We start from the raw sequence: 22287 nt of genomic DNA, 5'->3' as shown, positions 1-22287 counted from the left end.
CTCCCTATATATAGGGTTGTTTTTATAAATAAAGAGACCTGAAGACCACAAATGCGAAACGCATACTTTCAGAATCTGATTAACTATTTAATTTGCTTAGGGTCTAACCCGCTTTTTCGGTTTTGACATACGCTGCGGCGATATTATCTGAATATTGCCTAAACGTTGTTTCATCGTCGGCATTGTAAAACTTACTATGCGTGGATTCTGGGGGGCGTTTCATCTTGAATGCATCGCGTGGATTCGCAAAAAATGGCATCGAACTACGCTCACTTGTTTCAATGTTTTCTGTAGGGCCCGTCACCGCATGCATAACCGGTTTAATATGACCATGACTAAGAGAATTCATTGTTTCACCAACCATAATGACGATCGTATCGCGAATGGCTGGAACTCCAATGTAACCATTTTCGGTCTCAACTTTTAAGCCAATATGACCGTTTTCAGAAGGAAGTTGCGTTAATAAAGTGACTGATGATGCATCTGCATGTGTCACCATTCTCGATTTTCCGAGTGGTTTTTCAGGGTAATAGCATTGGCAATGTAATACCGTATCTTCGCCCTTAAATAAGTTTTTCCATTGATCATGGGATTTCAAGTCAAGCGCTTCGCCAATGCAGTCAAGCACTTGGTCTGAAATCTGAGATAACTTGTGTTGCATGTTCTGATACGCATCAGAAAACTCGGCATTCGGTGCGACGTTTTTAACTGGACCCCAAGCATATTTGGTATATTGGTTAATGGCTTTACCGCCATTTAGAGAGTTTTCATATGCACCTGCGCCGTAAGCGGAGTAACCGCGTAAAATAAGTGGTAACTCAGGGTGAACCATTTTTGCCTTTTCTTTTTCTGGTTCATTAAAGAAATTGCGAGTGATATTAAATATCGACTCAACTTCACTTTCTGGAATGCCAAAATTTTTGATATAGAATGGGAAATTGTTTTCTAAAGCCGCTTTTAACGTATCTAAGTTTTTACCTGCGCGTAATTCTTGTAGATCAAAAATAGTGATCTCGACGGGGAGGTTTTCTTCTGAGCTCCACTTTAATTGATTAAAATCCAAGGTATCAAATTCAGGTACGTTGGCTGGCGATATTTGTTGCTTCTTATCTATTGCAATAGTCATAGTGCTACTTCTCCTGACGTTTATGAATAATAAAATTTACTAATATTTTGGATCTGATTTCATGATCCCTAATGTTGCTAACCCTCTTGTTAATAGGGTATATGTTGTTAGTATTGCGGCTTCGATGAAATTAAAAGCAATGGGGACATTAAAAATACTTTTCTTTGCTTCATCATAATTACTGTGGGGACCATACAATCGATAGAATGATGGCATTTGCGAACCTACCCATAATCGGTACGTTAAAACTGGATTCAAAAACGTGGATAAACGCCAAGGTGAACAACCAATGACTTTGGAAAAGTCATGCATGTAGCCTGTGTAGTGCACGAGTGAACGTACGTTGCGGTTTTTAAAATACACTTCGTCTTCATAAAATGCCTGTTGAGCTATAAGCTGTTTTAGTTTATGCATTTCTGGTAATTCTTTTTTGCCACTACAAAGTAAAGCAAAATAACGACTTTGCATTTCAGAGCAGGCAGGTACACCGCCGACTGCAGGCCTTGCCCAGCCAATAAAGACGATATCACGACCTAAATCAGGATGGATCATGTGCTTATAGAGCTGCCTCATGTCGGGTAATTCAATATTTTCGAGAAAATCGAATTTATCCATATAACCGGTATTTAGCATGATCATATCAATATCTTCTTTATGACCATCGTTGAAAACGACATGGTCTTCACCCAAATAGTCAATACCTGAGGTATTTACCGCCATTTTATTTTCGACGATTCGATCGATAAAAAGATCACTTTTTAGGTTGAAATAATTAAAATAGTTGCCTGCTTTTAAATTCCAATCTGCGAATGCTCTGGTCTTTTCTGCCTTACCAAATTTTTTCATTGCTTTGAACTGTAGTTTCATTCTTGCATTACCTGCGGAAACGGGCATAGCATACAAAAAATGCGAAGTGTAAGCATCACTCGGGTGTTTTCTTGCCAGAGGGAATCGTTCTACAGACGGTTGGCGTTGACGTAGAGAGAGCATGCACTTTCCTGCTACATCGGCAATTTCGCTTGCTACGTCGACGCCCGTTTCTCCCATGCCAATACATAAGGCAGAACGACCAGTATAGGGCTTAGCATTTTTATAAAATGCTGAATGGTAAACGTCGCCTTTGAAACCATCTAGTCCTTTTATGTCAATATATTTTGGTACTCGACTGCTACCGGTACACACCGCGATAGCATCAAAAATGAATGATAAAACTTGAGATTCATCATTTGTAGACCTGACATCAACATGATATGTGCCATCATCTAATTTTTTGACATTATTAACGGCGCGCTCATATTGTATGTGCTGGTCTAAGCCAAAGTGCTTAGTAAAATCTAATAAATATTCTTGATACTCCCGTGCAGACCAAAACTTTCTTTGTTCCGTTAACTTTGGAGGATAGCTAGAATAAGCCATCATATAATTTGAAATCGTCAACATGGTTGAGTCATATGAACCAGACTTTTCGATGTCGTCACAGCAATAAAAATTACCACCTGGTTTGTCTAATGTTTCAAAACAGGTTACTTGATGTCCTTCATCGATTAACTCTTTAATCGCCACCAATCCTGAGCTTCCTGCCCCGATAACGCATATTTTTTGTTGTTGTTTTTGCATAATAATCCTTTTTAGACACAACCCTAGAACATGGGGTTATAAATATAATTAATTAGCATATTTCGTTTCATTAAATTTAAAACATGTCCTGGGTGACAATTTGTTGCGTAATTAACTTTGCCATAAGAATGCTTCATAACTGTTACGCTTTTATTAATATGTTTATGGATTACTAAAGTCAAGTTTATTTTTTATTTAAATAAGTTGAACTAAAATATAATTTAATATGTCAGTGCTATTTTTTAAAATATTGAAATTTTAATTGTTAACTGTTTAATTACAAGGAGTTACGTTATTTGTAGGGATGGTTTAATTCGACATTTAATAATTGGGTATTTTAAATTCGTATAATAGTTTTTTTAAAAATAAATAATATTTCATATTGAAGATGTTGACAATGTGTTACTAGTCGGTAGTATTGACGAATCGTCACTGCTAGGTTTTTAGATATATTATGCTTTTAGAAAATGTAAATGAAGAAATCCGAGATGTCCGAGAACAAGACATCATGAATACTGCGGTAGCGTTGATAGGCGAACTTGGTATCGCCAATTTAACAATGGATAAAGTTGTGGCTAAAGTACCTTATTCTAAAGGTACCGTGTATAAATATTTCTCAGGGAAAGAAGATCTACTACTCGCTATTAGTAATGACTCAATTGTTATGCTTTCGGGGTTATTTTCTCGTGCGGCTAAGTTTGAAGGTGAAACTCGAGAGCGTATTTTATTATTAAATTTTGCTTATCTTATTTATGCAACTCTGTATCCCGTGTTATTCCAAACTGTGATTTGCTCTAAAAGTCCAAATGTATATGGCAAAGCCAGTACGAAAAGGTTACAGCAGCAAAAACACCTTGAATCTAATTTATTAAGTATTTCTAGAGGCGTTTTTCAGGAGGCGTTAGATAATAACTGTTTAATTCGACCTGAACATATGAGTATTGAACAATTGTGCTTTTCCAATTGGTCTACAGGGTATGGGATTGTTCTTTTACTGTCGGGCACGGTACATGAATGTAATAATCGCTCTGGCTTTGTGATTGAACAGGAATTATTCAATCAGAATAATCTTCTATTTGATGGTCTGGATTGGCGGCCTTTATCAGCTAATAAGGATTATCGTGCAGCGTTGAATAAAGCACTAGAGTATGTGTTTCCCAATGAACTGGTTCAGCTTAAGCAAAAGGGGCGTGAATTACATATTTAAACGACACCCCATAACACGGCTTGCTTGCCGTGTTTTTTTCAAGGATGAAATGACGATTCGTCATTATGGAAGGGAACGATGAACAATAAACTCTACGAATTTATTAATAAACACCCTGCGTGGGTCATTATTATATGCTTAGCATTAGTTGTTTTTGCTGCAGTAGGTGCACAAAATCTGGTTTTTAAAAATGATTATCGGGTTTATTTTGGCGAGGATAATCCCCAACGGATAGCTTTTGAATCGATGCAAAAAGTTTATAACAAAAGTGATAATGTATCTTTTGTTGTTGTGCCGAAAGGCAATGATGTATTTACCGTCGAACACCTAAAGGCACTAAAATCATTAACTAAACAGAGTTGGCAAATACCTTATTCAACGCGTGTTGATTCAATTACAAATTTTCAATATAGCTATGCTGAAGAAGATGACCTGATTGTTACCGATTTGGTTATTGATCCGGACAATCTGTCGCAACATGATTTGGACAAGATTAAACAAGTCGCTTTAAATGATCCTCTGCTTGTTAATAAAATAATTTCTAAAACGGGCCATGTATCCGTTATCAATGTAACCGTGCAGCTACCCGGTATCGATCCCATGGTTGAGGTGCCTGAAGTTGCGGCGAGTGTGAGAGCAATAAAAAAACGATTTATAACTGACAACCCTGATACTGAGGTGTATTTATCCGGAGTCGTTATGATGAATAACGCGTTTGGTGAAGCGGCTATGAATGATAGTGTGACCTTAACGCCGTTAATGTTCCTCGTGGTGATTTTAGCTATCGGATTTCTGCTTAAAACTATCTCTGGCGCGATAGCTACCGTGCTGGTTATTTTCATGAGTATTGTTACGACAATGGGTATCGCGGGCTGGACCGGTTTTTATTTAACTGGACCTTTATCATCAGCCCCGACGATGATTCTTACTTTGGCTGTTGCCGATTGCATTCATATCCTTGCATCGATGTTTTATGAAATGAGGCAGGGCGTGAGTAAACATTTAGCAATCAAGAAAAGCTTAGCGCTCAACCTGCAGCCTATTTTCTTAACCAGTATGACTACTGCGATTGGTTTTTTAAGCATGAACTTTTCTGATTCACCGCCATATCGAGATTTAGGTAATTTAGTTGCGATGGGGGTTATGTTTGCATTCCTATTCTCGATGACGGTCTTTCCTGCCTTACTCACTGTGATGCCAATTAGAGTGAAAATAAGTACTGCTGGTACAGAAAATAAAATGTCAGCGTTAGCAGATTTTGTTATTAATAAACGTAAAATTTTGTTACCAGTCATGAGTGTGCTCATCCTGACTTTTTCGGTGTTTATTCCCAAAAATGAATTAAATGATGATTTCGTTAAGTACTTTGATCAAAGCGTACCTTACCGAGCTGCTACCGATTTTATGCAAGAAAACTTGTCTGGTATGACGGTATTGGAAATATCGGTTAATACGGGCGTTGCGAGTGGTATTAATAATCCGGACTATCTAAATAAACTGTCTGACTTCACTGATTGGCTGCGAGAATTACCAGAAACAGATCACGTGAATACGATCACTGATACATTAAAGCGATTAAATAAAAATATGCATGCTGAAGATCCAGCATGGTATAAATTACCAACTAATCAGGCGTTATCGGCGCAGTATTTACTGTTATATGAGATGTCATTACCTTATGGTTTAGATTTAAACAATCAGCTTAATGTTGATAAATCATCGTCTAAAATGGTTGTTACCTTCAAAAACCTAACCAGCAATGAGTTAATCAAACTTGAACATAATATTAATACCTGGTTTCAGCAAAACGCATCGGAATATGATGTTGATATTGCGAGTCCAAGTTTAATGTTTGCACATATTGGTCAGCGTAGTATTACCGTTATGCTAACGGGCACTATTATGGCTTTGTTATTGATATCGCTATTACTTGGTGTCGTACTGAAAAGCTGGCGTTATGGTGTACTTAGTTTATTACCTAACCTTGTTCCTGCCGCCGTTGCTTTTGGTATTTGGGGTCTGTATGACGGTCAAATAGGGTTGGGCCTGTCAGTTGTGATGGGGATGACTCTTGGTATTGTTGTCGATGATACAGTTCATTTTTTAAGTAAATACTTACACGCTCGCCGTGAACTAAAAGTGGATTCAAGTGCTGCCGTTCATTATGCTTTTGATCATGTGGGTAGAGCATTACTGATCACCACATTTGTTTTAATCGCTGGTTTTCTCGTATTGGCACAATCGTCGTTTAAGCTGAATGCAGATATGGGGATGTTAACTGCTATCACAATATTCATCGCTTTAGTCATTGATTTTTTCTTTCTACCTCCGTTGTTGATGCTGCTTGATCGTTCTAGTTCGAAAACGATTCCAAGCGATACGGCTGTAAATATAAAACCAGTAAATAAAAATACATCGACGCTGGATTATCAGCCATAAACAGATAATTAGGATTGGAGAATTACTATGTTGAATAAGAAATTACTCACGGCTGGGATCACGGCGACTTTATTTTTCGTCAGTTATAGCGTATTGGCATTAACAGCAGAAGAACAAGGATTTGCTATCTCTAAAGAAGCGAAACAACGCGACATTGGCTGGGTTGATAGTAAGGCCGATATGCTTATGTTATTACGTAATAAACAGGGCCAAGAAAGTATACGTGAAATTAAGATGAAATTATTGGAGCAATTGAATGATGGTGATAAAAGTCTGACTATTTTTGATAAGCCAAGAGATATCAAAGGTACTGCGTTTTTAAGTTTTTCTCATCCTTTGGCTACTGATGAGCAATGGTTGTATTTACCGGCATTAAAACGTGTTAAACGTATTTCATCACGTAATAAGTCAGGTCCTTTTATGGGTTCTGAATTTGCTTTTGAAGATCTAAGTTCGTTTGAAATAGAAAAATACACTTATAAATACTTGGGTGAGGATAATAGTGTCGGTATCGACAGTTTTATGGTTGAGCAGTTTCCTGTCGGCGATAATTCAGGTTATACCCGACGAGTTGTGTGGATAGATAAGCAAGAATATCGCATGCAAAAAGTCGATTTTTATGACCGTAAAAATACATTATTAAAAACCTTATCGTATATCGATTATAAACAATATTTGAATCAGTTTTGGCGCCCTACAAGCACTTTAATGGTCAACCACCAAAATGGTAAAACGACGGAATTAAGGTGGAGTAACTATGTGTTTAAAACGGGTTTGAAAGACAGTGATTTTAATCGAAATGCATTAAAACGGGCGCGGTAACTCATTATGTTAGCTGCTAAGTTAATGAATAAGTTAGTATCAATGAGCCTGTTACTGACTTTCGCCGCCTCTGCTGCGGAGTTTGAAATATCAGGGATGCTTGGTATCGAAGAGCGCTATTTTTTTGAATCCAGTCAATACCCTCAACAGTTTGATCATTCTCAGGCATCAGTATACGTTGAGCCTGAATTTTATTGGGGGTGGAACAACGGCGGTGATAGTTTAACGTTTAAACCCTTTTACCGAATTGATTCGCAAGATGATGAAAGAACGCATGGTGATATTCGCGAACTTGCTTATATTCATGTCAGTGACAGTTGGGAATTTAGGGCGGGAATACGCAAAGAGTTTTGGGGCGTTGCTGAATTTCAACATTTGGTTGATGTGATCAACCAAACTGATGCCGTAGAAAATTTTGATGGTGAAGATAAACTTGGCCAACCTATGGTCAATGTATCACTCGTTCAAAATTGGGGCATCGTCGATTTATACGTATTATTGGGCTTTAGAGAGCGCATCTTTCCTGGCGAGGAAGGTCGCTTACGTGGGCCATTAGTCGTGGATAAAAACAATATCAGTTACGAATCATCAGCCGAAGAAAAACATGTCGACTTTGCTATTCGTTGGACACAAACGTTTGGTGATTTTGATGTAGGTAGTTATTGGTTCTGTGGTACCAATCGAGAACCAATACTTACGCCAACTAACATCGGTAACAACCTAGTTTTGAGGCAGTATTATGCTCAAATGGATCAGTTTGGCCTTGATGTTCAAGCAACGATAGGGGATTGGTTATGGAAGTTTGAATCAATACACCGAGATACAACTGAGGTGAGCTTTTGGGCCACGCAAGCAGGGTTTGAATATACTTATGTTGGTATCATGGACAGTATTATTGATTTAGGTTTATTAACTGAATATAGCTGGGATGAACGTGGCGAAGGGGATATTAATGCTCCTGGTGCAGCTTTTCAAAATGATTTATTTCTTGGAGGGCGCATCGCCTTTAATGACATGCAAAGTAGTGAGATATTGATGGGGGTTGGAACTGATTTAGATCACAGTGCCCTAACTTATCTTATCGAGGCTAATCGCCGTTTTGGTGACAGTTTTACTGCGAGCTTAGATTTAAAAATAATGCAGAGTTCAGATCCGGTAGAGCCATTGTTTGGCTTGAAAAATGATGATCATCTGCAACTGTCTGTTGAATGGTATTTTTAATTTCACATGAGCAGAATGATGCTGTGCTCGTCAATCGTAAGGCGGGTCGTTGTTATAACCCGCCTTGTTATCTACCTTTCGATTGATATATTTTCGTTATTCAGCAAACGTCGATAAATACTGTTTTACAGCGTCAGATGCGAACGCATGTTCAATGCTGATCTTGTAAATGTTGAAGTAGTCTTCACGGCTTAAGTTAAACTCTTCCATCACTTTACGTACTTCATCGGTCATGGTGGTATTTGACACCGTGCGGTTATCAGTATTGATGGTAATTTGAATGCCGTCTTGGTAGAACGCTTTAACAGGGTGGCTGGCTAAGTTTTCAACCGCTTTGGTTTGCACATTACTGCTTGGACAGGTTTCTAATGCAATGTTCTGGGTTTTAACAAGGTTGTACGCAGCTTCATGGCCGGTAATATGAATACCATGACCAATACGTTCTGCACCTAATAATGAAATGGCATCAAATACGTTTTGACCCACACCTTGTTCACCAGCATGAATGGTGACACGGTATCCTTTTTCAATAGCGTATTGTGCATAAGGCACAAATTCAGCGCAGAATCCGGGTGCTTCACCACCGGCTAGATCGAATGCAACAATACCATCGTTTAAGTATTTAGCTGCGGTATCCAGCACTTCTTTAATTCTATCTTTTGGCATGTGACGTAAGATCGATAAAATGTAGTTACCTTTGATGTCATACATGGCTTCGGCACGTTTCATCCCCGCAACCACACTGTCAAATACTTGCTCAAGGGTTAGACCTTGTTCAAGGTGTAGCATTGGGCCAAAACGCACTTCGAGGTATTTGACATTTTCTTTTGCTGCATCTTCAAATACTTCAAAAGAGATGCGCTCGATACCTGCTGCCGTTTGCATTACTGACAACGGTAAGTCAAAACGTTGTAGATATTCGCCAAGATCTGTACATGTTTCAGGTGCGATCATTAACGTTCTGATCGCTTCAATGTCGTTACTTGGTAGGGTAATGTTTTGTTCAGCTGCAAGCGCAATGATTGTTTCTGGGCGAACACTGCCGTCTAGGTGGCAATGTAAGTCAATCTTCGGTAAGTCAAAGTAATTCATGAGTCTCTACCTTTATATGTTTTTAGGTTTTAAAGTTACAGACTTCATAATCAAGAATTTAAGGGTCTTGGTAGAAACTCCCAAACCATATTATTGGGATTATACGAAGTGATTTAATGACGTAGTTTAGCAGTATGGTTGAAACACTGCAATTCGTGGGTGCTATCCTTTGGCGCTGTCAATCTAGGTGTTATTATATTGATTAACGATAGAATTATTTAGTATTGAATAAGGCATAGGATTTTATTATGAAGATTCAAATATCAGCAAGTAATGCGCTGTGTAAATGGATGAAGCTGGACTTAGCCAGAATAACCAGTGTCGATGGTAAACGTATTGGAACACAAACGATCACTACTGATGCCGAGACGCTTGCTTGGCAGTGTCATGTCATAAAAAATAATACTCAGTCTCACCACGGGACTGTGATAGCCGTTGAAGCCCGCAGCCGTTATGTGATGATCTGTCCCAATCTTGCACCACCCACTCAAGCTGAATTTGAAGAGATGTTTTTAGGGCGGTTATTTATTGAAATGGTTAATCTGATGCTGCACAGTGGTTCGATTGAAGAATCTGTTGCTGACATAGTTACCTCGCAATTTCTCAGCGAAACCGAGGGATTTGGTTGGTTTAAAAATACTGACTTAAGTGTCAACGGTCATGTCAGCGATACAGAGTCTTGGATCCGTCAAAGTGGTGAAAATAACGATGTAACGGCTTATAACGATGATGAAGCGTATGGTTTGTCTATGCACATAAATGAAATGCGGAAACGCATTGCCAGCGAAGGGCGTAACAAGCGTTTTATTCCGGTCGCACGACTGCTTGATGATACTTTATTTCGCTTTGCCAAAGGTTTAGCCCGTGATAGTTATCCTGACACACCCAACGGTCATTTCCCCAGCCCTTATCCAAAACTTACCGAAGAGAGTAAACCAGAGCCGAGAACGATACCTGATAATGTGGTTTGTTTAACAAGTTACCGTAAGTCGAAATCGCATTAATGTTTGTTCGAATAGCTAGTTACTGGCCTTTATAACCGCAGGTTTTATCTTCATATTAGCAATAATCGCACCGGATAAAATCAATGCCAGTGCAATAATGATGTTAGCAGACCAAGCATTAAAGCCTGCAATGGCGAGAATGACAGATGAAATGAGTGGTGTGCTAAAACTTAATGACGCTAACAATTGCTGGTTACCTTTCTTTAGGGCGATGTCCCATAAATAAAAAGCACCGCCGACAGGCCCTAACCCGAGTAATAATATTCCGCCCCATTCCGACAGGCTAAAACTCCAATAACTGGTTTCAAATAACCAATGCGCGATCAATGCCAATAATGCAACGGCTGCAGATAACCAGGCGATATCTTCCACATCATTGTTTGATGTGGACAAGAACCATGAATAGCTGCCCCAAATAACCGCGCAGATAACAGCAAGTAAATAACCAATACGGTATTCACTATTTAACGTTAGCTCGCCATTACCAACAATAATGAACGCGATACCGATAAAACCTAAGCCGCCGCCGATGAGTGCTCGGAATCGACTTTGTTTGTTGGCGACCAGTGTGGCTAACAATAATGGCCACAGATACACAATTAAACTGACCTCGATAACAGGCGCGAATTTAAGTGCCATGAAATAACAGAAGTGGAACCCAAATAATCCGGTTATGCCAAACAGCCACTGGGTTAGGGTTAATGTTGGTTTGGTGAAAACCGGTTTTTTAACGGCAATCCGTTTGATAACGATAATGATTGCGGAGAGAGTAAAACACAGTGAGAGCAATTGAAATGCAGGTATATTCGCAGTAACTGTGCCTAACAGCGCTAAAGTGCCCCATAACCCAATTGCCATCAAACCGTATAATGTAGCCATTATTTATTATCCTTAAGTAATATTAATGACTGAATAATAAACCTTAAATATATAGTAAAGTTTGCTGAAAGGACGACTTTATTGACTGAAACGCTGCTTGTTTATAGCGGGCAAACTAATGGCTGAATGCTTTGGGAGATTGGCCGAAATAGTTAGAAAAACGTCGACTAAAAGCGGATAGGTCTTGGTAGCCAACTTGCTCTGCGACAATACGAATAGGCAAGTCGGTATGAGCGAGCAGTGCAGAAGCCTTTTCCATACGCAGTTGGGTGATGTATTTATGCGTAGTCATATTGATATTCTGTTTGAATAGCTTCTTGTATTGGCTGGTGCTTAAACACGCAATTTTAGCTAACTGCTTGATGCTAAATAGCACACTGACATCTTGCTTGATGAAGTGGATAACCTCGGCAATTCGAGGGTCAATACGGTCATGACATGATTGCTGAGCAAGGAGTTGATAAAACAATGTAAAAGCCGTAGATTCAAGTTGCTTGTTTACTTGATGCGCTAGCTGTTTGTCGATGAACTGTATATAAGCAAGCAGGGGAGGGTTTATCGAGAATTTTTCAATATCTGATTCAGTAATATTCTCTGGAAAGCTGTCCATATCAACGACAATAAAACGGGCTGCATCATCTGCCCGAAAGTCATGTTGTTGCCCAGCTTTAATAATCACGCAATCACCAAAGCTGACTTTACCAGTATAATCGCCAACCTTAATATCAATTGCGCCATGTAACGGCAGCACCAGCTGGTGGAACTCATGATAATGACTGCGTATTTGGCTGGTATAAGCGCGAATAGAAAGGTTGTTGGGCATGTTATTCGCTTCTTCTTGGTGATGGAGAGTATTTAATATATTAAAGGGGAAGTGCTTATTTTAATAGGGTCAATTCGTGATGTTCCGCAGTAAGTACCTCATTGCATGTCACCTCACCGAGATTCGCGAACAACCTCGGATTGATACCGTATATACAGTCGATATTAACTGCAATGGAAAACAAAGTTCAGCAAAAATGATATATTTTTCTATTTCTGGATGAGGTTTAGTTATTGAAAATAAAGATATATATATATTTAAGGGCAATAAAATAAATATTAGTCTATCAATTTCTTCAGATAAACAAGCTGAACTTGAAGGGCAAGTTATTAGTGTTCAAGCTGGCGCTAATCAATGCAGAGTCGGGATCTAATTTAACCAGAGTCCGCAGCAAGTGCGACTGAGCATTTCACCTCACCCGGGTAATCGCGACAATCAATATAATACCTGGCCATAATTATGTACCTCTTAAATCTGCTAAATTGTCGAGTCGGCTTTCAAGTTATTGAATATATTTAGTCGACCAATGTTAAGAACAAATTATTCGTGTTCCAGAGCCTAATTATAGCAAAATATCACCATGTTCTAAGGTGACAGCACAATCAAAACGATTGCGCTAATTCACTCTCTGTCATGCTTACGCCTTTGATCTGAGCATAGACCGCTTGTCCGACCGTTAACGCTAAATCATCACTTGCCCAGCGGGTGATGTTTGCCCATATGTGGTCATCACCAAACGCTAATTTAACCTGCACATTATCACTTGATTCTGAATGTATAATCTCGGTAATTGTCGTCGGTAGAATATTACGAATACTACTGTCTTGTGGACGTGTTTTACACAGAGATACATGGTTAGCATGAATACGTACACGTAGTTTACTGCTCACAGGTAAAGGTAAACCATTGATCCACAGATAAGTACCATCAGCGAGTACTAACTTACTCATACGGTAGCCTTCATTCAGCGCTGTTACTGTCGCCATTAACAACGAGCTTTGCTCTTTGGCTGGTAACCACGGACGCATCTCAGCACTGTCCCAAACGTCTTGCAACGGACCATTCACCAACACTTTTCCTTTGTCTAATACCAGCATGGTATCGGCCAGTTGTAAGATCTCATCTAAGCTATGGCTTACATAAATAATCGGTAAATTAAGAGTCTTAGCAAGTTGTAACAAATAAGGAATAAGCTCACGCTTACGGGGTAAATCAAGGGCTGCTAATGGCTCATCCATTAATAACATTTGCGGGCGAGTTAACAAGGCGCGACCAATGGCAACGCGCTGTTTTTCACCCCCAGAAAGGGTTGATGGATAGCGGTTTAACAATTCATCTAAACCAAGTAACTTCACCACTGTATTAAAGTGCGCTTGGTCTTTATCCTTATTGCCGTAATTAAGGTTACCGCGCACGCTGTAGTGGGGGAATAAACGCGCGTCTTGAAATACATAACCGATACGGCGACGTTCTGGCGGTAAATTAATTCGCAGTTGCTGGTGGTAAAGGTGCGTATCGCCTAAGGTTAGCTGACCCTTGTCAGGTGTTGATAACCCGCCAAGAATATTCACCAACGAGGTTTTACCTGCACCAGAACGACCAAACACAGCACAAATACCTTGCATCGGAATTTGAGCATTCACTTGCAAATCCAAATCACCCAGTTGTTTCTTTATATCAATAGTTAACATTATGACGCGACTCGCTGTTGGGCTTTTTTGGCTAACCATTGTGATGCGGTTAATGATAATACGGCAATGATGATCGCAATCACACACAAGCGTGCGGCTTCATGCTCAGCACCTGGGGTTTGAATAAAAGAGTACATAGCTAACGGAATAGTACGCGTCTCGCCGGGAATATTAGACACAAAGGTAATGGTTGAACCAAACTCACCTAAACTGCGAGCAAAGGCCAGCACCATACCAGAAACAATACCGGGTAGGGTTAACGGCAGGGTAATGGTAAAAAATACCCGTAAGCGATTACTACCTAGGGTTCGTGCGGCTTGCTCTAAGCGTATATCGACACTTTCAAAGGACAAACGGATCGCACGTACCATTAACGGAAACGAGACGATTGCAGCTGCTAATGCTGCGCCACGCCAACTAAAGCTAAAGCTCCAACCAAACCAATCATAAAGCACCGCGCCAATGCTGCCTTGACGCCCCATTGAGATTAACAAAATATAGCCAATGACTACGGGGGGCAATACCAGAGGTAAATGTATTAGGCTATCGAATAACGATTTTCCTGGGAATTCGCAACGGGCTAGTATCCAAGCACAAGCGATGCCAAAAGGCAGGCTGAACAACACCGCCACACTCGATACTTTTAAACTCAGCAGCAAGGCTGCAATTTCATAATCACTTAACAAAGCTATTTACCTTAAAATAGAGTTGACCTTAAATAGAGAGTACCTTAAAACCGTATTTGACAAATATTGCTTGTGCAGCGTCTGATTGTAAATATTGATAGAAGCTTGTGGTTGCAGCGGTTGCTTTGCTATCGACCATGACTAACGGATATTCAATGGCCTTATGGCTACTTGCAGGGAAGGTAGCAACTGTTTTTACCTTTTTAGCTATTTGTGCATCAGTCGCATACACAATACCAAACGGGGACTCGCCACGCTCGACGAGGACAAGTGCGCCGCGCACATTATTGGCACGGGCTAATAACGGCATGGCTTGCTGCCATAAACCTAAACTCTCTAACGCTTGTTTGGCATAACGACCAGCGGGTACATGATCAGGATCGCCAACTGCAATTCTGCTCTCTCCAACAGCTTGGGTTATATTCCAATGTTTGGTTAATACGATGTTAGTCACTGGACTGGTATTCGGCGCGATGAGTACCAGTGAATTACGCAACAGAGTCACTCTCGAGTCAGCGGCGACCGCTTTTTGTTCAACTAAGTAATCCATCCATGTTTGGTTTGCCGATAGGTAAATCTGCGCTGGTGCACCTTGGGCAACTTGCCTGGCTAAGGTCGAAGAGGATGCAAACGAAAATACCGGATTAATCTTTGTAGGGTTTGCTATTGGATCCGCTTTAAATGTATTACCTACTTCTGTCAGGGCATTGCTTAATGAAGCTGCGGCAAAGATAAGCACGCGTTCATCGGCAATAACATTGCTACTAAGCATTAATAAAATAATAGTCGCGAGTTGTTTTAATTTATGGCGATATCTTTGTGTCATGAGCGATCCCTTCGGCATTTTTATTGTAGCTTGAGACTTACGCGAATAGTCACGCGAATATCGATGTATAGTAAGCTATATATCGATATTCAAATTTTAGCCTTGTTAATGAAAATTAACAAGGCTAATTTCTAATTAGGGATAGTTATCGTTTAAGCGACGACACAATTACGGCCCATTTTCTTTGCTTGGTATAGCTTCATGTCTGCTTGAATTAGCGTCTCATCAAATGAATCATGATGGTCTTCATATAAGGCGATACCCGCGCTAAGCGTCACCTTAAAGTCAATATCAAGGTGTGAAAAAACCAATGTGGCCACCTCCTCGCGAATACGTTCAACGACAGCGATAACGTTTTTATCATCATCACAAGGACCGATAATGACAAATTCATCGCCACCGTAGCGGATACAATAATCGCCGCTTCGGGTGTTTTCGAGCATGACTTGAGCTATTTTTTGCAACACTTTATCTCCACAGTCATGGCCATAACTATCATTGACGTCCTTAAAGTGATCAATATCCATAAATACCGCCGCTAGGGTGCGGTTATTGCGTTTTGCATTTTCTAGCATACCTGGAATAACTTCTTCCAGAAAACGTTTGGTATAAAGTTTCGTTAGTGTGTCACGGACGGATTGCTCTGAGAGCTGGTTGACAACGAAATTAACAATTACAATTGCAGAACCGATGAATAACACAAAACCAAAAAGTAATATTCCGGATGCTTTTACCACCGTCAAAAAAACATTTTTCTCCATGTCATCAAGGTAGATACCAGTGCCAATTAGCCAGTCCCAGGGAGAAAAATAACTCACGTAGGCTATCTTAGGGTACTGTTTTAAAGAATCATTTTTAGACCAAAGGTAGTTAACCCAACCTCCACCTTGACGTATTTCCCGGTCAATGTTGCGGAAAGGGGTGGTTCCATCGGGGTATTGCCAATCTAATAAACTTAATCCAACTAGTTCTGGTTTATAAGGCTGCAATAAAATTTCACCATCGAGGCCACTTATCCAAAAGTAGCCATCACCACTGTAGGTTGAGCGCTTTAGCGCGCCCATGGCGTACTTTTTTGCATCTTCATCAGAGAGTTGACCCGTTGTGCTAAGGTCATAAAAATAGCTGACCATGCCTGACGCTGATTCGGTGAGGTGTTTTGATTGGGCTTTTATTTCATTTTTCAAACTACCTGAAAAGGAAATATAAAAGAATAATAGAAAAGCAATGAGTCCTGTAAAGATCACAGCAGATAAACCAATCAACTTTTTTTGGATTGGCAAGTGGTATGACTTTGCTGCAATATTATTCATCAGAACACCATGTCGTAATGTTAAATGAGAAACATCTTATTAGCGGCAGATAGGTATGAATATATCGTTTAGAGAAAAAACATTGGAAATGAAATATTTAAGTGACAGATTGATTATATTGCTTAGTTAAACAACAATGCGATTTCGACCTGCTGTTTTGCTTCATACAATTTCAGATCCGCTCGTTTCAATGTGTTTTCAAAACTATCATCGATAAGGTTATTGTGCAATGTAACGCCAGCACTTAATGTGACGTTAAACTCATTATTGTCATTTATAAAATATACTTCAGAAACTTGATGACGGATAATGTCAGCCATATCAATGGCAGACATTTCATTTTCAAAGAAGCCAATGAGGACAAATCCCTCCCTGCAGTAACGCATACAGTAATGACGTTGCAGTAACTTAAACGTCAGGCGCACAGCTGAAATAGTTGTGCGCCTATACGCTTTATTTATGTTTTTAATCCGAGCTATGCCGACATAATATTAATGATCGTCACATCGGTATTGACCATACCTTTGGTGACTAACATGCCGATATTACGGATGCTGGTTTCAATATCATGGGCAATAATACCTTGATCAAACGCCTGGGTATTATTCATCGCTAGCATGAACGCCGTGACCGCGCTGCTTGTCGAGGTTTTTACTTTCATCGCACAGGTCGATTTTGCGCCATCACAGACCATGCCCGAGCAGTCACTTAATACATTCTGGATGGCATAGCATGATTGTACATAACTACCGCCGGCAAGATAAACCATCGCCATCGCAGCTGACGCACTGGTGACTGTATTACCACAGAATGCCGATAGCGGTGGATAATGTTGTTTAATATAAATTGCGCCAAGATGACTTAAAATAAGCGCACGGGCGAGTTGTTCATCACTTGCCTGATAATGCTTAGCCATTATCTCGACGGGCACTGTTGCGGCTATGCCTTGGTTACCGCTGCCGTAATTACTCATCGCGGGTAATGTTGCGCCACCCATACGAGCATCGGATGCAGCTGCCGTGCGCATGATAATGGTATTATTTAGGTCAGCAGTCATAAAACCACTTTGGATATTTTGTTCTATAATGCGGCCGACTTGTAGACCATAAGCATTGTTCAATCCTTCATCGGCTAAGGCAGAGTTTAACTTCGCAGCGTCCAGAATAAAGTCGATATCAGCAAAATCAGCCCCCATCGCATAATCGTAAATCCCTTGAATAGTGATATCGAGATCATCATCGATATTACTGGTGCTTTGGGCTGTGTAGTTGTTATTGCTGAATACTAATTTACCGTTGAGTGTCGTCTTGGTTATTTTCGTATGACCACCACTGATTTCGACAACGGCAATATAATCTCGACATTTAGCTTCGACATGGCAGTAAATAAACTCTTTTGAATCGGTACGTTTAACAATCACCTTGCCCGCATCGATCAAGGCTTGTGCTTGTGTTACTTGCGGTGGGGTTATTTGTGCTAATACTTCGAGTCCTGCATCTGGATCACCGGCAATGGCACCAACTGCAGCTGCAATGGCTAAGCCGATTTTACCAGTGCCGGGTACAAATACGCCCATCGAATTTTTATATAGGTTATTTGAAACGTGAACTGTGATCTGTTCTGGTGTTGCTGGTAGCATACTTGCTGCAACCGCGGAGGCATATGCGGCCGAGATTGGTTCTGTACAACCTAATGCGGGTTTAACAAACGTATTAAGGAGTTGTTTATATTGCTGCCATTGATGATTCATTCGCTATCCCTCATTGGTGCTGATAAATTACGTCAGCACCACTTAATGTGACGTTGATTTACGCTTCTTTACGTTGATAACGTTACTGTACGCCTATATGGGGAGAATATTTTTTCATATATAGAGGAATGTTTACCGTTAAAGAGAATGATATTTCCTTATGTTATCGCGATACCGGCCATTTGCGGTGCAGATCACATCTTTGTGTCGAATTTACTCTTTGTTATTTTCAGCCAAACATACTCCTATGTTGTTATTGTTTTACTGATGACGCACAATATGGACTTCATTTTTAAGCGGATGATAGACCATGGATTTAAAAGCATTATTGACCATTTCCGTTGCAGATAAAGTGTTTGCTAACCCTAAACGGATCCGATTGTTACAACAGATACAAGCCTGTGGTTCGATTAGTCAGGGAGCTAAATTTGCTGGCATGAGTTACAAGACGGCGTGGGATTCGGTTAAAGACATGAATACCCGCTTGCCTGAACCCGTGGTACACAGTGAGAAGGGTGGTAAAGGCGGCGGCGGTGCTAAGTTGACCGTCTTTGGTGAACGTTTATTGCAAATGTACGCACTGACACAGCAAATGCAGGATATGGTCTTAGCAGCTTTACAAGATCAAGCTATTCCGATGAACAGTTTACTGGATGTGATGGGGCATTTGTCATTGAAAACCAGTGCTAGGAATCAATTGTCGGGCACGATCATGTCGTTAGAACATGGACGAAGTGAAAAGGGGATAGCCGCGGATAATCTAAATACAGATATTCAAGTTGTCCTTGCCAATGGCTTAATCTTGCATGCGACCGTGACTCAAAGTAGCTGTACGCGGTTGTCTTTAGCGGTTGGTAAACCCATCTTATTATTATTTAAAGCGCCAGCAGTCAGCATCGCGATTGATAAGACTGCGGATGCAAGCAACAATCAAGTATTGGCTGTGGTGCATGAGATCCACAGTAATAGCCAGACGACAGAGGTCGGTTTAACCATTATTAACGAGCAGGTAATGGCTAAAAACACTGCGCCACAAATGATATATGCGTCGATTGATACACCATTAGCCAACCAACTTAACCTTGTTGTAGGTGGTCAGTATTATGCAGTGTTTTCATCCAGCCAAATGATTGTAGCTTGCATGAATTAAGCTGTCGTTTAGGGCTATTATTCAACGCCAGTCTAACCAATAGCGGTAGTCGATGCTGTCGACGTTGTCCTAGGTCGTTAGGTACAGGTCATCCCACCCATGTAATCACGTTGAAAGCCCCAGCTGCCACAAGACAGTAATTGATCGTAGCCTGGTTCTCGTTGGCACACCACACAAGTTTCAAAGGTGACTCTTATGTCTTCCCCTTCAGTACCGTAAGCATCCGATACATAGGGCGTATCATAAATGGCTACCGATGACAATTCGCCACATTACGATCCTTTACAACCCCGTTGTCACCATGCCATAAACTGACCAGTAGCAGGGCGTTAAAAACATGTCCATTTAAGTACTCCATCGCTGTATTTAGGGTCTGATTTTAGACTGTAAATTCATATACGAGGTTGCTTCAATGCCATTTTTATTTATCTGTAACCCCGTGTTTAAGCGTAAATTATAATCCTTCATGTCCATTAATTCCTGCGGTACTGCTTGGCCGCTGAATTCTGCGGCAGTAACCAAGGGCGTAAAGGCTTTGCTGTAATCGATGGATAGACTATAAATGCCTGTTGCTGTAATTGGCTTGTTACCCAGTGCAATCGCTATTTTTTCGGCTTTATCCCCATTGAAAATAACCATATGTTCTTTATGCATGATTAGCTTGGGGTTAATGCCAGGTAGTGTTACAAGCGGGAGTAACGATGATAGTTCGACAATGTTCCCGTTTGCAGGTAATTTAACGTTTGCCAGCTCGGGCCTAAAAGTCGCAATAATATTAAATAATGTGCGTGGATCGCTGGCGGATAAACTGATGATGGCATCTAAACTCTTGATGGCCACTTCAGTTTGGCTTTCGTCTAAGCTGTAATCAATCACAGCGCCTGAAATACCTTTAATACCATTGGCCATTGCCGTCATCACGCCAAGCATTACCGGATTGTTTTGTTGGATGGCTGATTGCATCTTTTGTAAAGGTGGACAGGTATAACTTGGCTGTTGTAATTCATTCCAAATACGACTGATTGCCGGTGATAAACCACCAACATCGATGCCAAACCCAAGGGCTAAAACGGTATTGTTTAGATCGTTTACGTATTCAGGAATAAACCCGGTCAACTGGGTGAGGGCGGTTAATATAGTTTGGTTGTTACTTTCGACCACCATCGACATATCGAATGTTGTATTATCGTCATTAATTTCAAATTGATTAAATCCAAACACCGTACGCGGCCAGTTATTGGCAATACGCATTAGCTCTATTTTACATTGAGGCTGCTGGTAGACTTGCAAGTGATCTTGCTTCTGCAATGTCATTAGCTTAGCAATATGCTGACCAAGTAAACTGTCGTCAGGTGCGGTAATTGCTTGCACCAGTGCTTGGTGGTTGATATAGCTGATCGCATCTTTGGTAAAGCCGTGTTTGATAATAATATCATTGAGTAGATTTGAGTGTGCTAAAGCGTTTGCTACCGGCGTGATCCCCAGTGCATTTTCGAGTAATAAGGGTTCGCTTAAACTGCTATTAAAAGTGACGGTTAAGATATTGTTGTGCTGACTAATTATCAACTCTAGCTGCTCAGCGTCTATTTCTTCGGAGAGTTTGTAGGCACGATAATCACGTTGTTTTATTTGCCGTTGTTCATGGGTAAAGCCACTTTCAGCTTCCGCCTTATCTAATAATGCCCATATTGCATTTGGGTTGATCACATCCAGCTTGAATACCGGAATAATACCTAAGGTGTAAAAATAACCCTGTATTTCTTCTGCAATGCCAAACGTGGCCATAAATGCATCAGCATCTTGCATATTTTGCAGGTAACTTTGGGTTAAGTTTAGGAAAAAATTGATCTTGCTATTGGTCGGGTCATAACTGTCACTGTTGTATAAGGACTGCATTATTTTATCCGGTGGTGCACTATAAGTATCCGTTATTGAGTTGATGTAAGTTTTGATAGGGAAGGGCGTTAATTGTCCGGAGAAAACGGCCGTATTGTCCGGAATATAATTTAATACTGAGTCTGCATCTGCTACCGTGTTTTGTGTGAGTAAGTAGCCACCTGCCGCGACGGCTGTAACTAAAGCACCTGCAATTAAAATCCGTTTCATTGTATTCATCCATTATTCTATTTTGTTATTTACAGTATGGTATATTTGCACCTCTTTCGTTATTTGCTTTGGTCTTTTATCATCTTTGACGTAAAACCCCGTCATTTATGTCGGTGATGTAAGTCAAAGATGATAAATGAGAATACCAAAGACCGCTAAGTTAGCGATAACAGCTAATGACATGATCAATTCCTGTGGGTGATGTTAGCTTAGCAACCAGATGAAACTATTTTTTACGGTTTTTTTAAGCTATTTAATAACAATGGGTTGGATGTATTTCAGCAGATTACACTAGTGTTCTAATTACCTGAAAGAATTAAAAATCATTAGATATTACTTTTGGTCATATAAAAATGCGTGAGAGACGTGGGAATATAACCTGAGGTTATAAGATCAGTTTCGGTGCTTAACTACCTCATCAGGAGAAACTTTAGTCGCTGCATAACTGCCTCAGATCAACGAAATGTTGGTTGATAATCAACGTGATGTAAAATTAAGTTGAATTATTCAAAAAATGTTGAATAATAGGGCGACA

The 22287-nt window shown here is 40.2% G+C and carries 19 protein-coding genes and 1 riboswitch; of the genes, 6 read left to right on the top strand and 13 right to left on the bottom strand.

The window, feature by feature from the left end:
- Positions 1-103 precede the first annotated feature (103 nt).
- Positions 104-1126, bottom strand: coding sequence for a 2OG-Fe(II) oxygenase family protein (locus MORIYA_RS07160; RefSeq protein ID WP_112713920.1), 1023 nt, complete (start codon positions 1124-1126; stop codon positions 104-106).
- A gap of 39 nt (positions 1127-1165) precedes the next feature.
- Entirely contained in the window at positions 1166-2743 is a 1578-nt protein-coding gene (locus MORIYA_RS07155; RefSeq protein ID WP_112713918.1) for a flavin-containing monooxygenase, read from the bottom strand.
- A 454-nt stretch (positions 2744-3197) separates the two neighbouring features.
- Between MORIYA_RS07155 and MORIYA_RS07150 the strand changes: the two genes are divergently transcribed.
- From MORIYA_RS07150 to MORIYA_RS07135, 4 genes are all read left to right on the top strand, one after another.
- Positions 3198-3950, top strand: a complete 753-nt coding sequence (locus MORIYA_RS07150; protein ID WP_112713916.1) for a TetR/AcrR family transcriptional regulator — start codon at positions 3198-3200, stop codon at positions 3948-3950.
- A gap of 78 nt (positions 3951-4028) precedes the next feature.
- Positions 4029-6389: an efflux RND transporter permease subunit gene (locus tag MORIYA_RS07145; protein ID WP_112713914.1), complete on the top strand. Its 2361-nt coding sequence runs from the start codon at positions 4029-4031 to the stop codon at positions 6387-6389.
- Positions 6390-6416: 27 nt separating this feature from the next.
- Positions 6417-7211, top strand: a complete 795-nt coding sequence (locus MORIYA_RS07140; RefSeq protein ID WP_112713912.1) for an outer membrane lipoprotein-sorting protein — start codon at positions 6417-6419, stop codon at positions 7209-7211.
- Between the two features lie 24 nt (positions 7212-7235).
- On the top strand, positions 7236-8432 hold the full coding sequence (locus tag MORIYA_RS07135; protein ID WP_112718494.1) for a hypothetical protein: 1197 nt from the start codon (positions 7236-7238) through the stop codon (positions 8430-8432).
- Between the two features lie 96 nt (positions 8433-8528).
- Here the strand turns inward: MORIYA_RS07135 and add are convergent, their stop codons facing one another.
- Complete coding sequence (add, locus tag MORIYA_RS07130; RefSeq protein ID WP_112713910.1) at positions 8529-9524, bottom strand: adenosine deaminase; 996 nt, start codon at positions 9522-9524, stop codon at positions 8529-8531.
- A 27-nt stretch (positions 9525-9551) separates the two neighbouring features.
- Positions 9552-9651, bottom strand: a riboswitch (purine riboswitch).
- Between the two features lie 121 nt (positions 9652-9772).
- Between add and MORIYA_RS07125 the strand changes: the two genes are divergently transcribed.
- Entirely contained in the window at positions 9773-10528 is a 756-nt protein-coding gene (locus MORIYA_RS07125; protein ID WP_112713908.1) for a DUF6933 domain-containing protein, read from the top strand.
- Between the two features lie 15 nt (positions 10529-10543).
- On the opposite strand, the gene MORIYA_RS07120 is transcribed toward MORIYA_RS07125, so the two are convergent.
- The 8 genes from MORIYA_RS07120 to MORIYA_RS07080 form a co-directional block, all read right to left on the bottom strand.
- Positions 10544-11407: a DMT family transporter gene (locus MORIYA_RS07120; RefSeq protein WP_112713906.1), complete on the bottom strand. Its 864-nt coding sequence runs from the start codon at positions 11405-11407 to the stop codon at positions 10544-10546.
- Positions 11408-11522: 115 nt separating this feature from the next.
- Complete coding sequence (locus MORIYA_RS07115) at positions 11523-12230, bottom strand: helix-turn-helix transcriptional regulator (RefSeq protein WP_112713904.1); 708 nt, start codon at positions 12228-12230, stop codon at positions 11523-11525.
- Positions 12231-12832: 602 nt separating this feature from the next.
- Positions 12833-13921 carry a molybdenum ABC transporter ATP-binding protein ModC gene (gene modC, locus MORIYA_RS07105; RefSeq protein WP_112713902.1) on the bottom strand — a complete coding sequence of 363 codons (1089 nt, stop codon included), beginning with the start codon at positions 13919-13921 and terminating at the stop codon, positions 12833-12835.
- The gene (gene modB, locus MORIYA_RS07100; protein WP_006031903.1) at positions 13921-14607 is read right to left on the bottom strand and encodes a molybdate ABC transporter permease subunit; all 687 of its coding nucleotides are present in this window, start codon (positions 14605-14607) and stop codon (positions 13921-13923) included. Before modB ends, modC begins: the two co-directional genes overlap by 1 nt.
- A 28-nt stretch (positions 14608-14635) precedes the next feature.
- A complete protein-coding gene (modA, locus tag MORIYA_RS07095; RefSeq protein WP_112713900.1) occupies positions 14636-15433 on the bottom strand; it encodes a molybdate ABC transporter substrate-binding protein in 798 nt (265 codons plus the stop codon).
- A gap of 152 nt (positions 15434-15585) precedes the next feature.
- Positions 15586-16746 carry a diguanylate cyclase gene (locus tag MORIYA_RS07090; RefSeq protein WP_112713898.1) on the bottom strand — a complete coding sequence of 387 codons (1161 nt, stop codon included), beginning with the start codon at positions 16744-16746 and terminating at the stop codon, positions 15586-15588.
- 122 nt (positions 16747-16868) lie between these two features.
- Complete coding sequence (locus MORIYA_RS07085) at positions 16869-17132, bottom strand: GGDEF domain-containing protein (RefSeq protein WP_232011548.1); 264 nt, start codon at positions 17130-17132, stop codon at positions 16869-16871.
- A gap of 89 nt (positions 17133-17221) precedes the next feature.
- Positions 17222-18496 (bottom strand): L-cysteine desulfidase family protein, encoded by a 1275-nt coding sequence (locus tag MORIYA_RS07080; RefSeq protein ID WP_112713896.1) that lies wholly within the window; start codon positions 18494-18496, stop codon positions 17222-17224.
- Positions 18497-18806: 310 nt separating this feature from the next.
- Here MORIYA_RS07080 and MORIYA_RS07075 point away from each other — a divergent pair, with 310 nt between their 5' ends.
- Positions 18807-19646: a TOBE domain-containing protein gene (locus MORIYA_RS07075; protein ID WP_112713895.1), complete on the top strand. Its 840-nt coding sequence runs from the start codon at positions 18807-18809 to the stop codon at positions 19644-19646.
- A gap of 77 nt (positions 19647-19723) precedes the next feature.
- Here MORIYA_RS07075 and MORIYA_RS07070 read toward each other — a convergent pair whose 3' ends face one another.
- Complete coding sequence (locus MORIYA_RS07070) at positions 19724-19909, bottom strand: hypothetical protein (RefSeq protein WP_112713893.1); 186 nt, start codon at positions 19907-19909, stop codon at positions 19724-19726.
- 103 nt (positions 19910-20012) lie between these two features.
- The gene (locus MORIYA_RS07065) at positions 20013-21752 is read right to left on the bottom strand and encodes a hypothetical protein (protein ID WP_112713891.1); all 1740 of its coding nucleotides are present in this window, start codon (positions 21750-21752) and stop codon (positions 20013-20015) included.
- Positions 21753-22287: the final 535 nt, after the last annotated feature.

Source organism: Moritella yayanosii (genome assembly GCF_900465055.1).
Taxonomy (GTDB): Bacteria; Pseudomonadota; Gammaproteobacteria; order Enterobacterales; family Moritellaceae; genus Moritella; species Moritella yayanosii.
The sequence above is the reverse complement of the archived record's forward strand: the minus strand, read 5'-3'. Positions and strand labels throughout refer to the sequence as shown.

What these genes read in the sequence shown, in the direction of transcription:
- modA (WP_112713900.1), bottom strand. Translation starts at nt 15,433, where the DNA reads ATGACACAAAGATATCGCCATAAATTAAAACAACTCGCGACTATTATT.
- MORIYA_RS07155 (WP_112713918.1), bottom strand. Translation starts at nt 2,743, where the DNA reads ATGCAAAAACAACAACAAAAAATATGCGTTATCGGGGCAGGAAGCTCA.
- MORIYA_RS07090 (WP_112713898.1), bottom strand. Translation starts at nt 16,746, where the DNA reads ATGAATAATATTGCAGCAAAGTCATACCACTTGCCAATCCAAAAAAAG.
- modC (WP_112713902.1), bottom strand. Translation starts at nt 13,921, where the DNA reads ATGTTAACTATTGATATAAAGAAACAACTGGGTGATTTGGATTTGCAA.
- MORIYA_RS07115 (WP_112713904.1), bottom strand. Translation starts at nt 12,230, where the DNA reads ATGCCCAACAACCTTTCTATTCGCGCTTATACCAGCCAAATACGCAGT.
- MORIYA_RS07150 (WP_112713916.1), top strand. Translation starts at nt 3,198, where the DNA reads ATGCTTTTAGAAAATGTAAATGAAGAAATCCGAGATGTCCGAGAACAA.
- add (WP_112713910.1), bottom strand. Translation starts at nt 9,524, where the DNA reads ATGAATTACTTTGACTTACCGAAGATTGACTTACATTGCCACCTAGAC.
- MORIYA_RS07065 (WP_112713891.1), bottom strand. Translation starts at nt 21,752, where the DNA reads ATGAAACGGATTTTAATTGCAGGTGCTTTAGTTACAGCCGTCGCGGCA.
- MORIYA_RS07160 (WP_112713920.1), bottom strand. Translation starts at nt 1,126, where the DNA reads ATGACTATTGCAATAGATAAGAAGCAACAAATATCGCCAGCCAACGTA.
- MORIYA_RS07125 (WP_112713908.1), top strand. Translation starts at nt 9,773, where the DNA reads ATGAAGATTCAAATATCAGCAAGTAATGCGCTGTGTAAATGGATGAAG.
- MORIYA_RS07145 (WP_112713914.1), top strand. Translation starts at nt 4,029, where the DNA reads ATGAACAATAAACTCTACGAATTTATTAATAAACACCCTGCGTGGGTC.
- MORIYA_RS07080 (WP_112713896.1), bottom strand. Translation starts at nt 18,496, where the DNA reads ATGAATCATCAATGGCAGCAATATAAACAACTCCTTAATACGTTTGTT.
- MORIYA_RS07140 (WP_112713912.1), top strand. Translation starts at nt 6,417, where the DNA reads ATGTTGAATAAGAAATTACTCACGGCTGGGATCACGGCGACTTTATTT.
- MORIYA_RS07120 (WP_112713906.1), bottom strand. Translation starts at nt 11,407, where the DNA reads ATGGCTACATTATACGGTTTGATGGCAATTGGGTTATGGGGCACTTTA.
- MORIYA_RS07085 (WP_232011548.1), bottom strand. Translation starts at nt 17,132, where the DNA reads ATGCGTTACTGCAGGGAGGGATTTGTCCTCATTGGCTTCTTTGAAAAT.
- MORIYA_RS07075 (WP_112713895.1), top strand. Translation starts at nt 18,807, where the DNA reads ATGGATTTAAAAGCATTATTGACCATTTCCGTTGCAGATAAAGTGTTT.
- MORIYA_RS07135 (WP_112718494.1), top strand. Translation starts at nt 7,236, where the DNA reads ATGAATAAGTTAGTATCAATGAGCCTGTTACTGACTTTCGCCGCCTCT.